Here is a 16,177-nt window from a genome sequence, read left to right as displayed (position 1 = left end):
GGCCGTGGCGCACCGCCCGGTCCCCCGCTCCCCCGGCCTCCCTGCCTCCCTGCCTCCCTGCCTCCCGAGAAGCATGAGGTGACTGCCGTGGACTCCCCAGACGAGGACACCGCCCGCAGAGGCGTCACAGGACGGTGGCGCCGACCGCGGCGGGACCGTTGGCTGATCGTCGCGATCGTGGTGGCGGTACTGGCCGTGGCCGCCGGGTCCTGGGCCGTCCTCGACGGCCGCGCCGGCGACAACGCGGCGTCGACGACGGCACCGACCGCCTCACCCACGACCAGTGCGCCCGCCGGGACGGGTCGGGCCAGCACCCCGCCGGCCCCGACCGGCACTGTCACTCCCGGGGCGACGCCGACCGGACAGCGCGGCGCCGGCCCCGTCCCGCGCGGCTCCGCCGCCACCACGTCGACCCCGGCCGCCCAGCCATGGCTCGCCTACCAGCTGCTCTGGCCGTTCCGGGACGCCGCACAGGCGCGCGACTGGCAGGCGGCCGGCGGTGGCCACCAGCCGTGGCATCTGGACGCGGGGCTGACCGCGCTCGACTTCGCCCGTGGCTACCTGGCCCTGAGTGGCATCGACCGGGTCACCACGCGGCAGATCGGCACGACCGACGCCCATGTCGGCGTCGGTTTCGCCCGGCCCGAGGGATACGGCGACGCGACGGCGGGGGTCGTGCATCTCGTCCGCCTCGGCGCCGGCTCCGACGCCCCCTGGGAAGTGGTCGGAACCCGCGACGCCGACTTCTCGCTGCTGACGCCGCGGTACGGCACGCGGCACGCCTCCCCCGTCACCGTCGGCGGGCGGATCACCGGCGTCGACGAGAACATCCACGTCCAGGTGCGGCAACCGTCGTCGGCCCGGCCGATCGGCGAGTCCTGCTGCCTGCCGGCCGGTGGTACGAACCAGGGATGGTCGACCAGGGTGACGTACCGGGACGCCCAGGACCCGGTGTTGACCGTGGTCGCCTGGACCGGCGGTCACCTGGTCGCGGTCGAGCGCTTCACGGTGACCGCCCTGCTGCCGGTGCCGGCGTCCTGAGCAGCCGCACCAGGCGCGCCCGGATCCTCAGCGGCGCGCGAGGTCCCGGCGCGCCGCCTCGACCAGCAGTTGGCGTTCGGCCGCCGCGAGCGCCCGGCGCGCCGGATCCACCGCGTCCGGGTTCACCGAGATCGAGGTGATGCCGGCGCGCACGAGGTGCTCGGCGAACTCGGGACGGTTCGACGGCGCCTGCCCGCACAGGGACGAGGTGATCCCGGCCGCGGTGCACGCGTCGATGATGCGCGTGATCGTGTCGAGCACGGCGGGGTCGGACTCGTCGAACAGCTCCGCGCAGGTCTCCGAGTCCCGGTCGACGCCCAGCACGAGCTGGGTGAGGTCGTTGGAGCCGATCGAGACCCCGTCTATGCCCATCGCGGCGTAGGTCGGGATCCAGAAGGCCACCGAGGGCACCTCGGCCATCACCCAGCGGCGCAGCCCGCGGTCGCCGCCGAGCGGGCTCGCGTCGACCGCCTCCAGGCAGGCTTCCAGCTCCCAGCGGGTACGCACAAACGGGATCATCAGGTGCAGGTTGGGGGTGCTCTGGCGGACCTCGGCGAGTACCTCCAGCTCCAGGGCGAACAGCTCCGGTTCGCGGACGTAGCGGTAGCAGCCACGGTAACCGATCATGGGGTTCGCCTCGACGGGCTCGAACGCCTCGCCGCCCCGCAGCCCGCGGAACTCGTTCGTCCGGAAGTCGGTGGCCCGGTAGACGACCGGGCGCGGCGAGAACGCCCGCGTGATCCGGCTGAGGCTGCTGCTCATCCGGGCCACGAACTCGGCCCGGCCGCCGTCGGCGAGCAGCCGCTTCGGGTGCACCCCGCCGAGCGCCTCGGTCAGCAGGAATTCGGCGCGCAGCAGGCCGACGCCGTCGACGGACAGGGCCGCGACCTGCTCGGCCCGCTCGGCGACGGCCAGGTTGACGTACAGCCGGGTCGCCGTGACCGGCGGGTCGGCCGCGCCCGGCGCGCCGGGCTCCCGCCCGCTGCCCGCGGTGACCGGCCGGCGTGGCTCGGTCGGGGCGAGGCCGCCGCGCACCGTGCCGCGGCCGCCGTCGACCGTCACCGGCTGACCGGTGCGCAACACGCTGGTCGCGGTGCGGGCACCCACCACGCAGGGGACGCCCAGCTCCCGGCTGACGATCGCCGCGTGGCAGGTCACCCCGCCGCTGTCGGTGACCACCGCCGCGGTCCGCCGGATGGTCGGGACCCAGTCCGGCGAGGTCATCGGGGCGACCAGGATCTCGCCGTCGCGCAGCGTGCCGCCCTCGGCAGGGGAGACCAGCACCCGGACGAGCCCACTGGCCGTCCCCGGCGCGGCGCCGAGGCCGCCGACCAGCGGCGGCGCACCACCGTCCGCCGCGGGTCCGGTCCGCTCCGCGGGCAACGTGGTGATCGGCCGGGCCTGGACGAGGTAGGTGCGACCGTCCTCGATCGCCCACTCGGTGTCCTGGGGCTCGCCGTAGTGCTCCTGCACCCCGTCGACCAGGCGGGCGAGGGTGCGGATCTCGTCGTCGCTCAGCACCCGCGCACCGCCCTCGTCGGGCCGCAGGGCGATCCGCTGGTCGGCACCGTCGGGTCCGCGGACGATCTGGTGGCTCTGCACGCCCGTCCGCACCTCGGCGATCCTCGGGCCCGCCCGGTCCACCACGTACGTGTCCGGCACGATCTGTCCTGAGACGATCACCTCGCCGAGGCCGAAGGCCGCCTCGATCACGATCCGGCCGGTGTCCCCGGTCGCCGGGTCGGCGCTGAACGCCACCGCGGAGCGGTCTGCGTTGATCATGCGCTGGACGACGACCGCGATCGCGGGTTCGTCCCGGACTCCCCGGCTGGCGCGGTAGGTCAGGACCCGCTCGCCGAACAGGGAGGCCCAGCAGCGCTGGACCGCGTCGACGAGCGCGTCCTCGCCCCGGATGTTGGTGAACGTCGCGTTCATCCCCGCGAAGGAGGTGCCCGCCGTGTCCTCGCTCGTCGCCGACGAGCGGACGGCCACGAAACCGCCGCCGAGCTTGTGGTAAGCGTCCACGATGTGCGCGCGCAGCTCGGGGCCGATGGTGATGGCACCGACCAGGTCGCGCAGGCGTCGGGAGCGCGCGGCCAGCGCGCCGGCGTCGGCCGCGTCGGCGCCGGCGAGGTCCCGGGCAAGCTCCGCCCGCGCCCCGGACCGCTCCGTCTCGGCCAGGTAGGCCGCCGCCGGGATGACGAAGCCGGGCGGCACCGGAAATCCCGCCGCCGTCAGTTCCCCCAGGTTCGCGCCCTTGCCTCCGGCGACGCCGGTGTCCGCCGCGCCCAGCTCGTCGAACCAGACGATCGATCGCGTCCGTGTGTCCATGGCCGTCCCGTCTCCTCCTGTGCCGGTCCACCCTGGCGACCTCCGGGACGCGCAGGTCAGGCCAGCACCTCCTGGCCCGCCGGCGGGATCGGTGGGGCGTCCGCCAGCGAGAAGTAGTCCTCCTCCTCCTGCGCGAAGTGCAGGCGCAGGACCGCGTACAGCCCGTAGAGCAGCTGGCGCAGGTCACGGACGTCGTCCCGGTCGAGGTCGGCCGGATCGAGCTCGTCGAGAAGCCGGCCGAGCCGGCGGACGAGATGGTGGATCTCCATGTGCGCCCGGCTCATCATGGCGGTCGACTCGCTCCCCCCGAGCACGCTCGTCAGCACCGGGTAGAACTCGGCGTCCTCGGCGTCCTCGTGCGGCAGCAGCTCCTCGACGCAGAACCGGTGGGCGGCGCCGGCGCGACGCAGGATCTCGGCCGGTTCGGCGTCGTCGGCCACCGCCGCCGCGCTCCGGAGCAGGTCCAGGCCGGGGCGCAGGCGGTGGTGTTCGGCGGCGAAGTGCTCGGACATCGCCGCCTGCTCGCCGTGCAGGGACACCGACCGGTCCCGGCCCGGCCGCAGTGCCCGCAGCGCGTTGCCGATGGCGGCGATGTCGATGCCCTCCTGCAACAGCGCCCCCGGCGCCGGGGCCAGGCCGCCGAACGACGCCACGACCATGGCGATCAAAGACAGACCCATCCCCAGCAGGACGCTCTGCCGGGCGATGGTCACCGAGCGGGCGGCGATCGCCATCGCCTCGGCCAGCCGGTCCAGTCGGTCGACGGTCAGGACGACGTCCGCGGCCTCCGCCGACGCCGTGGTTCCGCGCGCGGCCAGCGCCACCCCGACCGTCGCCGCGGCGAGGGCCGGTGCGTCGTTGACACCGTCACCGACCATGACGGTGCTCGCGGTGCGGCCCTCGGCCCGGACCGCGGCGAGCTTGTCGGCCGGTGTGCACTCCGCGATCACCTCGTCGACGCCGAGCCCGGCCCCGACCGACTCGGCGACCTCGGCCCGGTCACCGGTGACCATGACGATCCGGCCCACCCCGGCGGCGCGGAGCCGGTTGATCATCCGCGGCGCGTCGGGGCGGGGCGGGTCGTCCAGCAGCAGGGCACCCGCGAGCCGCCCGTCGACGCCGACGAACACCGCGGTCGATCCGTCGAACGTGCACCGCCGCCGGACCGTGCGAACCCACCGGCCGCCGGCCTCGGCCACCGGTGCGACCCCTGGTCCGGCCCCGACAGCAGCCCCGACAGCGGCCCCGGCCCAGGCGGCGGTTCCGACCGCGACCAGCCGGCCTGTCACCCGGCCGCGGATCCCGGTGCCGGGTTCCTCGACGACGTCCTGCGGCATGGTGAGCGGCAGGTCTCGCTCCCGCGCCTCCCGGACCAGTGCCGCGGCCAGCACGTGCGGCGACACCTGGTCCAGGGAGGCGGCGAGCCGGATCAGCTCGGCGGGGGCCGACCCCGCGGCCGACGCCGAGTCCGTGACGACGTCCGTGACGGTCGGGCGGCCCACGGTGAGGGTGCCCGTCTTGTCGAAAAGCACGGTGTCGGCCCGGCCCAGTGCCTCGAGGGCACCACCACCCTTGACGATCACCCCGCGGCGGGCCGCCCGGGACAGCCCGGAGACGATCGCGATGGGCACGGCGAGGATCAGCGGGCACGGGGTGGCCACGACCAGAACGGCCACCGCGCGCTCCGCCTGCCCGGACAGCGCCCAGGCGAGGGCGGCCAGCAGGAGCGCCGCCGGCACGAAGGCGAGGGCGTAGCGGTCCGCCATCCGGACCGAGCCCGCCGAGTCCGCGCGGGCGGACTCGACGAGCCGGACGATCCCGGCGTAGGCGCTGTCCTCGGCCGTGGTGGTCGCGCGCAGCTCGAACGGCCCGCCCGCGTTGAAGGTCCCGGACCGGACCGCGTCGCCCGCGCGCTTCGTCACGGGCACCGGCTCCCCGGTGAGCGTCGACTCGTCGATCACGGCCGTGTCCCGCTCGACGCGGCCGTCGACCGGGACCACCTCCCCCGCGCCGACGACCAGCAGGTCACCCACGGCGATCTCCGCCACCGCGACCGTGTGCAGCCCGGCGCCCTCACGACGCCGGGCGCTGCGGGGTGCGGCGGCCTGGAGCTGCCGCAGAGCCCGCTCGGCGCGCTCACCCGCCGCGGCCTCCAGCAGCCGCCCGGTCGCCAGCATGACCGCGACCACCGCGCCGGCCAGGTACTCGCCGACGGCGACGGTCCCGATCAGGGCCAGCACGGCGATCACGTCGACGCCGGCCTTGCGGTCACGCAGCCCGGCGACGACGCTGGCGACCGCCGGGACCAGCGCGATCCCCGCGGTCACGGCCCAGGCCACCGCGCTGATGCGGATCTGGTCCACGAACCACCCGACGGCGCCGACCGCCAGTCCGCCGAGGGCCAGACCGACCAGCAGGGCCGCCCGCCTCCGCGGGGTCGACCGGGCCCGACTGCCGACCACGCCCGGTTGCGCGTCGGCCGCAGCGGCAGGTTCCCGGGAAGATTCTCCGCCCACGGTCATCACCCATCGTCGTGTACCTCGGTGCCGACGGCGGCACGACGGGCGCATCACGGGATCCGTCCCGGAGTCCCGTGCGGCCCTGCCCTGCAGCCTGCCCCGCCCTGCATCCTGCCCCGCACTGCGGCGCACTGCACTGCGCCGCACTGCGCTGTGGGGGCTGGGAGTCCGTCAGGGCACGGTCACAGCGGGGCAGCCNAGTGCAGGTGGGTGCCCCCGCCGGCCGGCGTGGTGAGGCTGAAGGATCCGCCGAGCTGCTCGGCCCGGGACCGGAGATTGGCCAACCCACTGCGCCGATCGGCGGAGCCGATGCCGACGCCGTCGTCGATCACGTCGACGACCACCGCGTCGCCGGCCACGCCGAGGCGGAGCTCGACGGACCGGGCCTGGGAGTGGCGCGCGGCGTTGGTCAGCGCCTCCCGGGCGACGGCGATCACATGGGCGGCGAGCTCGTCGCCGACCACGGTCTCGAGCGGGCCGGAGTAGCGGATGGTCGGCGTGAAGCCGAGGGCCGGGCGGACGTCCTCGGCGATCCGGTCGATCTCGGTGTGCAGGCGGCGCTGTTCCTTCGGTTCGCCGCTGCTACGCAGCTCGAAGATCGACCGTCGGATGTCCTTGATGGTCACGTCGAGGTCGTCGACGTACTGGTTGAGCCGCTCGGCATTCGCCGGGCGTTCGTACTGGGCGACATCCTGCAGGCCGAGCGCCACGGCGAACATCCGCTGGATGACGTGATCGTGCAGGTCACGGGCGATGCGACCGCGATCCGCCAGCACCACCAGCCGTTCCCGGTCGGCCTTGACCCGAGCCAGCTCCAGGGTGATCGCCACATTGCCGGCGAAGCCTGCGGCGCTGGCGAGATCGGCGTCGCTGAAAGGCCGCTCGGCCCGGTTCCGGCCGACGAGCAGCACGCCGGACACGTGGTCGGCACCGGCGACCAGCGGCAGGACGATCAACGAACCCGTCTCGGCCCCCCGCTCCTCGGGAAGGGAGTCGAGACGGGCATCCTGTACCCGCAGCGGCTGCTGCTCGGCCATCACCCGGCCGGTCAGGGTGCCCTCGAGCGGTATCCGCTGCCCGATGCGCCCGGCGGTATCCACCCCGGCGACGGCGGCGACCCGGACGTTGCCGGGATCCTCCTCGCGCAGGGCGACCGAGACGAACTGCGCGTCGGCGACGGTGCACAGCCGTTGCACGACGGACCCGAGCGCACCGTCGGCTTCGGCCATGATCTGCCGGGTCACCTCGGCCGAGGCGCTCATCCACCGGTGCCGCTGCTGGGCCTCGTGGAACAGCCGCGCGTTCTCGATCGCGACGCCGGCGCTGGCGGCCAACGCCAGCGCGAGCTCCTCGTCCTCCGCGGTGAAGGCGGCGCCGCCGCGCTTCTCGGTCAGATAGAGGTTTCCAAACACCTCACCACGCACGGTGATGGGCACGCCAAGGAACGTCCGCATCGGCGGATGCCCGGGCGGAAAGCCGTACGCGCTCGGCTCCCGGGAGATGTCGTCGAGGCGGCGCGGCCGGGGATCGTCGATCAGGAGACCGAGCACACCGTGGCCGGTGGGCAGGTGACCGATCCGTTCGACGTCCTTCGGGTCCATGCCGACGTGGATGAACTCCTCCAGGGTGCGGTCCGGCGCGATGACGCCCAGGGCCCCGTACCGGGCGCCGAGCAGCTCGCACGCCGCCTCCACGACCTGCCGGAGCAGCACCGGCAGCCGCAGGTCCGTGGCGATGGCGCGACTCGCCGCGAGCAGCCCGCGCAACCGGCCCTGGGTGGCCAGCACATCCTGGGCGCGCTCGACCAGCTGGGTGAGCAGCTCGTCGAGTTCGAGGCGCGCGACGACGGGGAAGGTCAAGCCCTCCCCCTGCGGGGACGGTGACAGCGCGTTCGCTTCCACCCCAGCCCCGTTTGCGACGAGCTCGGCTTCCGTGCCCACGCCCGAACAGTACCGGAATCGATCGGCCGCACGGGACCCATTCCGGGCGGCGGCTGGATGTTCACGCGCAGACCACCCGCACCGGTGGTCAGACGACGGCGCGGCGGGCGTGGCGCAGGGCGTCCGCGGCGGTCGCCGCCGTGTCGATGCTCCTGGCCTCCGGCCACGGTTCACCCCGGGAGACGCTGTCGGCGAGACGGGCAGGGCCGGCGGGGCCGGCAGGGCCGGCGGGGGTCGCGCGGCGCGGGTCGACGCGGGTGGCCGCGAGATCGGGCGGGGCCGTGCAGCGCAGCTGCACCAGGTCGGCCGCGACCCGGCGGGCCACCTCGGCCGCCTCGAGGCGCTGGCCGTGCCGGTTCCACGGCGCGTCGACCACGACGGACTCGCCGCGACGCAACGCCGCGGCGGCGGCCCGGCGCAGCAGCTCCTGGTGGACGGCGTCCACGCCGTCGACCGGTGTTCGGTGTCCCGCGGCGGGCTCAGGACGACCGGGCGGGGGCGACCAGGCCGCCGCGACGTCGTCGAAACGGAGCACGGTCCACCGCTCGGCCGCGGCGAGTCCGTCGGCGAGCGTGGACTTCCCGGTGCCCCGCTGGCCGCCGACCAGCACCAGCCGGACCCGGCCCCGGCGAAGCCGGGCCCAGGCCAGCTCGGCGAAGACCCTGGCCTCACGCGCCGCCGCGGTCTCACCGGCGGCGAGCCGCCGGCACGCCAGCTGGCAGCGTCGCAGCGCCGCGAGCGCGCAGTAGAAGTCCTCGAGCGACCGGGGATGGTTCTCCCCCGTCCTGTCGCGGTACCGGTCGAGCAGCGCACGTGCGAGATCGCGACGTCCGAGCCATTCCAGGTCGACCGCCAGGGCGGCGGCGTCCGCCAGGACGTCGGCCGCCCGCAGCTCGGGCTCGGACTCCAGGCAGTCGAGCATCCGGGGACCGTCGTCGAGGCAGAAGGTGTCCGCCGCGCTCAGGTCGCCGTGCCCGTCGCGGATCCACCCTGCCTCCCGGCGCTCCCGCAGCAGCTCGCCCCGGCCTTCGAGGTACCGTCCCGCGAGCCGGTCCACCTGGTCGAGCAGGTCGGCGCCCACCGCCACGCCGCCGGCACGGCGCACCTCGGCGACGCAGTCGTCCCACCGCGCGCGCAGGCGATCCGGGTCGCCGGCCGCGGCGATCCGGGGGGAGGTCTCGCACCGGGCGTGGAAGTCGGCGAGCACCTCGGCGATGGAGTGGATCTCCTCGACGGCCGCGGCCCCGCTCTCGGCGAGCGTCGACAGCCGGCGCGCCGCGGGCAGGCGACGCATCATGACCATGTGGTCGCAGGGCTCCCCGCCCGGCCCGACGACGTCGGCGACGCCGAGGTAGACGTCGGGCGCGAGGCGACGGTTGAGCCGCACCTCCGCCTCGCAGTCGGCCCGCCGGGCCGACCGGCTCCGCAGGTCCACCCCACCGAGATCCACCGGCTTCCTGACCTTGAAGACCCGATCCCCGAAGAAGTACAGCACCGATCCCGACGTCTCGACGAACCCCGCGAACGGTCGCGGCGCACCGGCCGGCACCGGCGCACCGGCCGGCACCGGCGCACCGGCCGGCACCGGCTCGTCTCGCCCCGCCGGGAACGGGCTCGCCTCGGTCATCACAGCCATGCCCCGAGAGTGCCCGCGCACCTGGTGCGGCGGATGCATGCGCAGGTCGCGGCCGACGGGCCCGAAGGTCCGTCCCGCCCGGGGCCAAGGTCCTGTTGATCTGTCTCCACCGCGCGCAGAGCCGGGGGCGGCGTTGACCGTCGGCCCGGTCCGGGCCGATCGTCCCGGGAGCATGGGGGTACGACAGGGGCCTTTCGTTCCGGTCGGCAGGGCCGGGCGGCCCGGGTCCCACCGCCGAACCGCACTCGATCGACGATGCCGACCGGGCGACGCTGTGTCCGCTGACATGAACACGGCGTGACGGGAGGCGCAGGATGAGCGGCATTGTGGTCGGAGTGGACGGGTCACCGGAGGCCGAGGAGGCACTTCGCTGGGCCCTGCGCGAAGCACACCTGCGAAACGTGACGGTCACCGCCCTGCTGGCCTGGTCGCCGGACGACTCCTCGGCGGCCATCGCCAGGATGCGGCACGAGCCGGGGTCGCCCGAGGCCGAGACCACGGCCCGCCACCTCCTGGAGACCTCCGTACGCAACGCATTCGACTCGCGGCGTCCCGTGCCGGTAGTGGAGCGCATGGAGTCCCGCGGCGCGGCCGAGGCTCTGCTCGAGGCCGCGACCAACGCCGAGCTGCTGGTGGTCGGCCGCCACGGAGCAAGCCGCCTGCGCGGGGTCCTCATGGGCTCCGTCTCCGCCGCCTGCGTGCACAGGGCGACCACGCCCGTGGTCGTGACCCGCGTCCGTCAGCACAGCACGCAGGGACCGGTCGTCGCGGGCGTCGACGGGTCGGCCGCGTCGCTCGAGGCGCTGCGGTGGGCGGCCCGCGAGGCGCGCCTGCGCGGGGCGGTCCTGCGGGTCGTCCATGCCTGGCTGCCGGTCCCGCTGGGCTACCCCCCGGTCTACGTCGGCGTGGACTACACCGCCGCCGAGAAGGCCGCCCGGTCCGTCCTCGACACCTGCCTCGCCGAGGGAATCGACGACCGCCGGAACCTCGTCGTGGACGACAGGCTGGTCACCGACGGCGCGGCCCATGCGCTGCTGTCGGCGGCCGAGGACGCGCAGCTGCTCGCCGTCGGCTCCCGGGGTCACGGCGGCTTCGCCGAGCTGCTGCTCGGTTCGGTCGCCCACCAGTGCCTGCATCACGCGTCGTGCCCGGTTGCGGTCGTGCACGCCGCTGCGTAGCGAGCGGCCCACCTCGCCACCTCGGCCCGGACGGTGGCGGCGACACCGCGGGCGGCGGCCGCGACGTCGGGATCGAGTCCCTCGCCGCGGGAGAAGTCACGGCCCACGATCGCGTGGACGACGACGAAGCGGGGAAGCCCGCCGAGCGCCCGGCCGATCTCGACGGCGTCCGCGACGCTGAGGGTGTGGGTCGACGGGCCGATCAGCTGCGCCGGCAGTGGCCGCTCGTCGGCCCGGAAACGGAACACGGTTCCCGGTGCGGCGGCGCAACGGGCGGCGTCGATGATCCAGACGCCGTGGGCACCGTCCCAGGCGGCGAACAGACCGGCCGGCTCGTCGAGACCCTCGACCGTGCTCGTCGCGAGCGGAAACCGACCCTGGAGTCGGCGGACGACCACCAGGCCCACCGCGTCGTCGTGCCGGCACCGGTTCCCGATCCCGACGACCGTCAGCCGCGGTCGATGTCGAGGGTCAGGAAATGGGTCGCGCACGAGATGCAGGGGTCGTGGTTGCGGATGACCCGCTCGCAGCGACGAGCGAGGTCGGCCTCGGGCAGGTCAAGCGAGCGTTCGACGACATCCCGCAGATCCTCCTCGAGGGGACGCTGGTTCTGGGAGGTCGGCGCCACGATCTTCGCGTCGAGGATCGTGCCGTCGCGGTCCGTGGAATAGCGGTGGTAGAGCAGCCCGCGAGGCGCCTCGGTGACGCCGTGTCCGATTCCCGCCCGCGGCCGGGCCGGCACGGCGGGGAATGCGGGTTCCGTGTAGTCGCCGATGATCCGCAGCGCCTCGTCGGCGGCGTGAACCATCTCGACGCAGCGCACGATGATGCTGCGGAAGGGATTGCGCTCCGGCGGGCGCAGGCCGATCTCCGCCGCCGTCTCCCGCGCCGCCGGCGCCAGCCACCGGGCGTTCAGCGCGAAGCGAGCCAGCGGTCCGACGAGGTAGGAGCCGCCGGCGGCCGACATCGCGTGCGGGGCGAGCGGGGCGTGCGGGGGGAGCGGGGGGAGCGGGGGGAGCGGGGCGAGCGTCGAGTGCAGGGCGGTGGACCAGGGCACCTGTTCTTCGACGAAGTGGCTGTCGTAGTCGGCGGCGGCGATGTCGAGGCCCTCGCTGGAGGCGATCCGGCCTCGTTCGATCGCGTACTGTCCCGATTGCCGCAGCGCGACGAAGACCGCGCCGACCTCGTCGTCGGGAAAGTCCAGGCCGGCGACGAAACGGGCGGTGTCCCGGGCGATGTCGCGGGCCCGTTCCAACGGACCGACGAGCCGGTCGAGTTCCCCGCGGGTCGGGGCCCGGTACCAGCCGCCGACCCGCGCGTTCACGGGATGCACCGCGCGGCCGCCGATCAGCGTCATCAGGGTGTTGCCGATCTTCTTCAGCTCCAGCCCCGGGCGCACGACCGCGGGATGCTCCCGGGCCAGCTCGAGGCCGCTGTCGCAGCCGAGGAAGTCCGGCAGGTGCAGCAGGAAGACGTGCAGCGCGTGACTCTCGATCCACTCCCCGCAGTACAGCAACCGCCGCAGGGCGGCGAGCTGACCGTCGACGCCGACCCCGCAGATCTGCTCGATCGCGGCGAGCGCGCTCAGCTGGTAGGCGACCGGGCAGATGCCGCAGATGCGGGAGGTGATGTCGGCGGCCTCGGTGTAGGCCCGCCCGCGCAGCAGTGCCTCGAAGAAGCGCGGCGGCTCGAAGATGTTCAGCCGAGTCTCGTCGACCCGGCCGTCGCTGACCCGGATCAGCAGCCGGCCTTCCCCTTCGACCCGGGTGAGCGGCGGGACCGTGATGCGCCTACTGCTCGGCATGGGTGTCCTCGGCCTGGGTGTCCTCGGCGTCGGTGTCCTCGGCGTCGGTGTCCTCGGCGTCGGTGTCCTCGGCATGGATCCCACCGCCCTCGGCGGCGTCGCGGGACGCGGCGAGGAACGCCGGCGCGGCGGCGTTGAACGTCCGGAACACCCGGCCGGTCTCGCGGTCGTCCATGCCGAGCACCGTCAGCTCGCGGACGAGCGCAGGGGTGTTGGGGCTCTCCATCGGGCCGAAGCAGCCATAGCAGCCGCGGTGCCAGGCCGGGCAGATCGCGCCGCAGCCCGCATGCGTCACCGGCCCGAGGCAGGGCGTGCCGTGTGCGACCATGACACAGACCGTTCCCCGTCGTTTGCATTCGGTGCAGACCGAGGCCGAGGAGATGGCGGGGCGTCGACCCGCAAGAAACGCGCTGATCACCTCGAGGAGCTGGCGGGAGTCGATCGGGCAGCCCTGAAGCTCGAAGTCCACCCGGACATGCGCGGAGATCGGGGTGGAGGTCGACAGCGTGGAGACGTACGCGGGGGTGGCGTAGACGGCCGCAAGGTACCCGTCGACATCGGCGAAGTTGCGCAGCGCCTGGATGCCGCCGGCGGTGGCACAGGCACCGATCGTGACCAGTCGCCGGGAGGCGGCCCGGATCTCCCCGATCCGTTGCGCGTCCGCCTGGGTGGTCACCGAGCCCTCGACGAGCGACAGGTCGTAGGGCCCGGCGACCGTGGCGCTGGACGCCTCGAGGAAGTAGGCGATCTCGACCTCAGCGGCCAGCGGGAGCAGCTCGTCCTCGCAGTTGAGCAGGGTGAGCTGGCAGCCGTCGCAGGAGGCGAACTTCCACACGGCGAGGCGGGGCCTGGCGGCCGCGGTCGATGGTGATGCCGATGGTGATGTCGAGGCCGATGTCCGCATCACAGCTCCCGCACGGCCATCAGCGGGGCGAGGCGGTCGTAGCCGCGGACCGGTCCGTCCTGGCAGAGGATCAGCGGGCCGAGCTGGCAGCGGCCGCAGTGACCGAGCCCGCAGTGCATGTTGCGTTCCATGGACAGGTGGACGTGGTCGGCCGGCACGCCGACGTCGACCAGCGCCCGCGCGGTCAGCCGCATCATGACCTCCGGCCCGCAGATGAACGCGACCGCCCGGGCGGGGTCGACGTGCACCTCGGGGAGCAGGGCGGTGACGACCCCGACCCGCCCGCGCCACCCGGGCTGGCCGCCGTCGACGCTGACCAGGGTCTGCAGGTCGGCCCGGTCCTGCCAGCCGGCCAGCTCCCGGCGAAAGAGGATGTCGTCGGGGGTCCGGCTGCCCGCGAGCACGGCGACGGCGCCGAAGTCGGCGCGGCGGCGCAGGATCTGCCGGACGACCGGGCGCAGCGGCGCCAGGCCCAGCCCACCGGCGACGACGACCACGTCCGAGCCGGCGGCCGCCCGCAGCGGCCAGCCCTGTCCGAACGGGCCGCGCACCCCGAGGACGTCGCCCGGGCGGGCCGCGCAGATCGCCTCCGTCACGGCGCCGACCGCCCGCACGGTGTGCATGAGCTGCCCGTCCCCGCCCTCTCCCACCGGGCCGCCCGACACCGGGCCGCCCGACACCGGGCCGCCGGACACCGGGCCGCCGGACACGGACAGGGGGACCTCGCCGACGCCGAAGGCGTACACCATGGTGAACTGGCCGGGCCTGGCGACGAGCGGGGCGCCGCGGACCGGCTCGAGCTCGAGGGTCCACGTGTCCCGGGTCTCCTGGCGGTGGCTCGTGACGCGGAACGGCCGCGGGGTCATCGCCCCGACGGCGCCGTCAGCCCCGGTCCGGGTTTCCGTAGACATCGAGCAGCCGCATCCGGGTCGCCTGCAGGCGTTCGATGAGCACCTGCGCAAGGTGGGAGAGCACGTCGTAGCCCAGCGCCGGGTCCTGCGCGAACCGGCCCCGCAGGCAGGCGCCGTCGAGGGCGTCGGCCCGGACGAGCGAGCGGGCGCGGGCGTCGAAGTGGACACGGTAGGGCGCGAACATCCACGACCAGCCGACGACGCTGCCGGCTCCGACGGTTTCCAGGGGGACCGATCCGCGGGCCGGGACGAACATCTCGATCGCGACCGTGCCCTGCCGGACGAGGTAGAGGGTGTCCGCCGGGTCGCCCTCCCGCAGGAGCAGGGCACCCGCCGGGAAGACGGCGTGGCGGGCGCAGCCGGCGAGCAGCGCGAGATGGTCCGGCCGTATCCCGGCGAACACGCCGGCCTCGGCGAGCGGGGTCTCAACCGGCGTCATCGCGGGCCTCACGCGCGGGCGGGCGCGGCTGGGCGCTGGTGGGGTCGGGGTCGCCGGCCAGGGAGTTCGCCCGGATCGCGGCCAGTTCCTCGGTCACGTCGATGCCGACCGGGCACCAGGTGATGCACCGTCCGCAACCGACGCATCCGGACGTGCCGAACTGGTCATGCCAGGTCCCGAACTTGTGGGTCAGCCACTGGCGATAGCGCGACCGCCCCGCGGCGCGGATGCTGCCGCCGTGGAGGTAGGAGTGGTCCAGCGAGAAGCAGGACTCCCAGCTGCGCCAGCGCTCCGCCTCGCCGCCGCGCAGGTCGCTGACGTCCTCCACCGAGGTGCAGAAGCAGGTCGGACACACCATGGTGCAGTTACCGCAGGTCAGGCAGCGCTGTACCACCTCGTCCCAGCGCGGGTGTTCGAGGTTGTCCGCGAGCAGGTCGCGCAGATCAGCCGCCTCGACCGTGCGCCCCATCCGGTCGGCCGCGCGGTCCACCGCGGCCCTGGCCGCCGTCCGGTCCGCCGGCTCGGCCGCCCGCCCGGCCAGCTCGCCCACCACCTCGGCGCCGCGGGCGGTGCCCGCCTCGACGAGCAACCGGTGGTCGGCGTCGAGGATCTCGCTGAGCACGAGATCGTAGCCCTCCCGCACCGCCGGGCCGGTGTTCATGGACACGCAGAAACAGGTCCCACCCGGTTCGTGGCAGTTCACCGCGGCGATGAACACGTCGCTGCGGCGGGCGGCGTAGTCCCGGTCCCGGGTGCCGCCGCCGAGCAGGATCCGATCCTGGATCGCGATCGCGTGCAGCTCGCAGGAACGAACGCCGAGAAACGCCACCCTGGTGCGTGGGGTCGGTTCCTCCGTCACCTCGAACTCCTCCGCCGCCTCGGACCCCTCCGCCGCCTCGGACCCCTCGCCGCCGCCGCGGCGGATCCGCAGCAGGCGCAACCGGGGCGGCAGCAGGTGCTGCTTCCACGAGTGCGGCCCCACGGCGTAGCCGAACAGCGCCGCGTCGCCACGACGTTCGAGCCGGTAACGGCCGGGCTGTTGGACGTCGGTCCAGCCCACCGGAAGCTGCGCGGCGCCGGCGATCTCGTCGTAGACGATCGCACCGTCCCGCACCGTCGGGCCGACCACCCGGTAACCGCGCGCCCGCAGCACCTCGACGAGGGTGCCGAGCGCGGCCGGCCGGACGACGGCCTCGACCACCTCTGGCTGCGCCACCGCACCCCCGTCCCCTCCGTCCGGCTGGCCGGCCGGCCGGTCATGACGTCCTGTAGTCGAGGCCATACCCTGAGGTGGCCGCCGAGGAACCTGGGCGCCGGATCCGTCCACGCCCGGGAAGCCGCCCGTTCGACCGCGGCACTCCCACGTGTTCGTCCGTGCGCTCGCCGTTACTCCCTGCGGGTGTCAGTCTGAGCAGGCCGAACAGCCGGGAGCAGGCCGAACAGCCGGGAGCAGGCCGAACAGCCGGGAGCAGGC

The 16,177-nt window shown here is 74.4% G+C and carries 12 protein-coding genes; 2 read left to right on the top strand and 10 right to left on the bottom strand.

Annotated elements, in window-relative coordinates; genetic code table 11:
* Nucleotides 1-78: 78 nt before the first annotated feature.
* The gene (locus tag UK82_RS34325) at nt 79-1,041 is read left to right on the top strand and encodes a hypothetical protein (RefSeq protein WP_201784175.1); all 963 of its coding nucleotides are present in this window, start codon (nt 79-81) and stop codon (nt 1,039-1,041) included.
* Nucleotides 1,042-1,068: 27 nt separating this feature from the next.
* Here the strand turns inward: UK82_RS34325 and ppsA are convergent, their stop codons facing one another.
* From ppsA to UK82_RS11350, 4 genes are all read right to left on the bottom strand, one after another.
* Nucleotides 1,069-3,372 carry a phosphoenolpyruvate synthase gene (gene ppsA / locus UK82_RS11365; RefSeq protein WP_055407068.1) on the bottom strand — a complete coding sequence of 768 codons (2,304 nt, stop codon included), beginning with the start codon at nt 3,370-3,372 and terminating at the stop codon, nt 1,069-1,071.
* A gap of 56 nt (nt 3,373-3,428) precedes the next feature.
* A complete protein-coding gene (locus UK82_RS11360; protein ID WP_152989858.1) occupies nt 3,429-5,894 on the bottom strand; it encodes a heavy metal translocating P-type ATPase in 2,466 nt (821 codons plus the stop codon).
* Nucleotides 5,895-6,090: 196 nt separating this feature from the next.
* On the bottom strand, nt 6,091-7,792 hold a 1,702-nt coding region (locus UK82_RS11355; protein ID WP_236705806.1), incomplete at its 3' end, for a GAF domain-containing protein.
* Between the two features lie 127 nt (nt 7,793-7,919).
* Nucleotides 7,920-9,458, bottom strand: a complete 1,539-nt coding sequence (locus UK82_RS11350) for an AAA family ATPase (RefSeq protein ID WP_063897469.1) — start codon at nt 9,456-9,458, stop codon at nt 7,920-7,922.
* 323 nt (nt 9,459-9,781) lie between these two features.
* Here UK82_RS11350 and UK82_RS11345 point away from each other — a divergent pair, with 323 nt between their 5' ends.
* Nucleotides 9,782-10,645 (top strand): universal stress protein, encoded by an 864-nt coding sequence (locus UK82_RS11345; protein WP_044885780.1) that lies wholly within the window; start codon nt 9,782-9,784, stop codon nt 10,643-10,645.
* On the opposite strand, the gene UK82_RS11340 is transcribed toward UK82_RS11345, so the two are convergent.
* From UK82_RS11340 to UK82_RS11315, 6 genes are read right to left on the bottom strand one after another with little or no spacing between them, the layout of a single operon-like run.
* Nucleotides 10,603-11,136, bottom strand: coding sequence for a hydrogenase maturation protease (locus UK82_RS11340; RefSeq protein WP_255354281.1), 534 nt, complete (start codon nt 11,134-11,136; stop codon nt 10,603-10,605). The genes UK82_RS11345 and UK82_RS11340 overlap by 43 nt on opposite strands.
* Nucleotides 11,094-12,449: a Ni/Fe hydrogenase subunit alpha gene (locus UK82_RS11335; protein WP_055407066.1), complete on the bottom strand. Its 1,356-nt coding sequence runs from the start codon at nt 12,447-12,449 to the stop codon at nt 11,094-11,096. Before UK82_RS11335 ends, UK82_RS11340 begins: the two co-directional genes overlap by 43 nt.
* The gene (locus UK82_RS11330) at nt 12,436-13,353 is read right to left on the bottom strand and encodes an oxidoreductase (RefSeq protein ID WP_083507142.1); all 918 of its coding nucleotides are present in this window, start codon (nt 13,351-13,353) and stop codon (nt 12,436-12,438) included. Before UK82_RS11330 ends, UK82_RS11335 begins: the two co-directional genes overlap by 14 nt.
* Nucleotides 13,353-14,264, bottom strand: coding sequence for an FAD/NAD(P)-binding protein (locus UK82_RS11325; RefSeq protein WP_201784174.1), 912 nt, complete (start codon nt 14,262-14,264; stop codon nt 13,353-13,355). Before UK82_RS11325 ends, UK82_RS11330 begins: the two co-directional genes overlap by 1 nt.
* The gene (locus UK82_RS11320) at nt 14,236-14,703 is read right to left on the bottom strand and encodes a cyclic nucleotide-binding domain-containing protein (RefSeq protein ID WP_044885776.1); all 468 of its coding nucleotides are present in this window, start codon (nt 14,701-14,703) and stop codon (nt 14,236-14,238) included. The genes UK82_RS11325 and UK82_RS11320 overlap by 29 nt, the downstream gene beginning before the upstream one ends.
* Nucleotides 14,690-15,919: a 4Fe-4S dicluster domain-containing protein gene (locus UK82_RS11315; RefSeq protein WP_055407064.1), complete on the bottom strand. Its 1,230-nt coding sequence runs from the start codon at nt 15,917-15,919 to the stop codon at nt 14,690-14,692. The genes UK82_RS11320 and UK82_RS11315 overlap by 14 nt, the downstream gene beginning before the upstream one ends.
* Nucleotides 15,920-16,177: the final 258 nt, after the last annotated feature.

The organism is Frankia sp. ACN1ag, assembly GCF_001414035.1.
In the GTDB taxonomy this organism is placed as follows: domain Bacteria; phylum Actinomycetota; class Actinomycetes; order Frankiales; family Frankiaceae; genus Frankia; species Frankia torreyi.
Note: the sequence above shows the minus strand (reverse complement) of the source record. Positions and strands in the feature narration are given on the sequence as shown.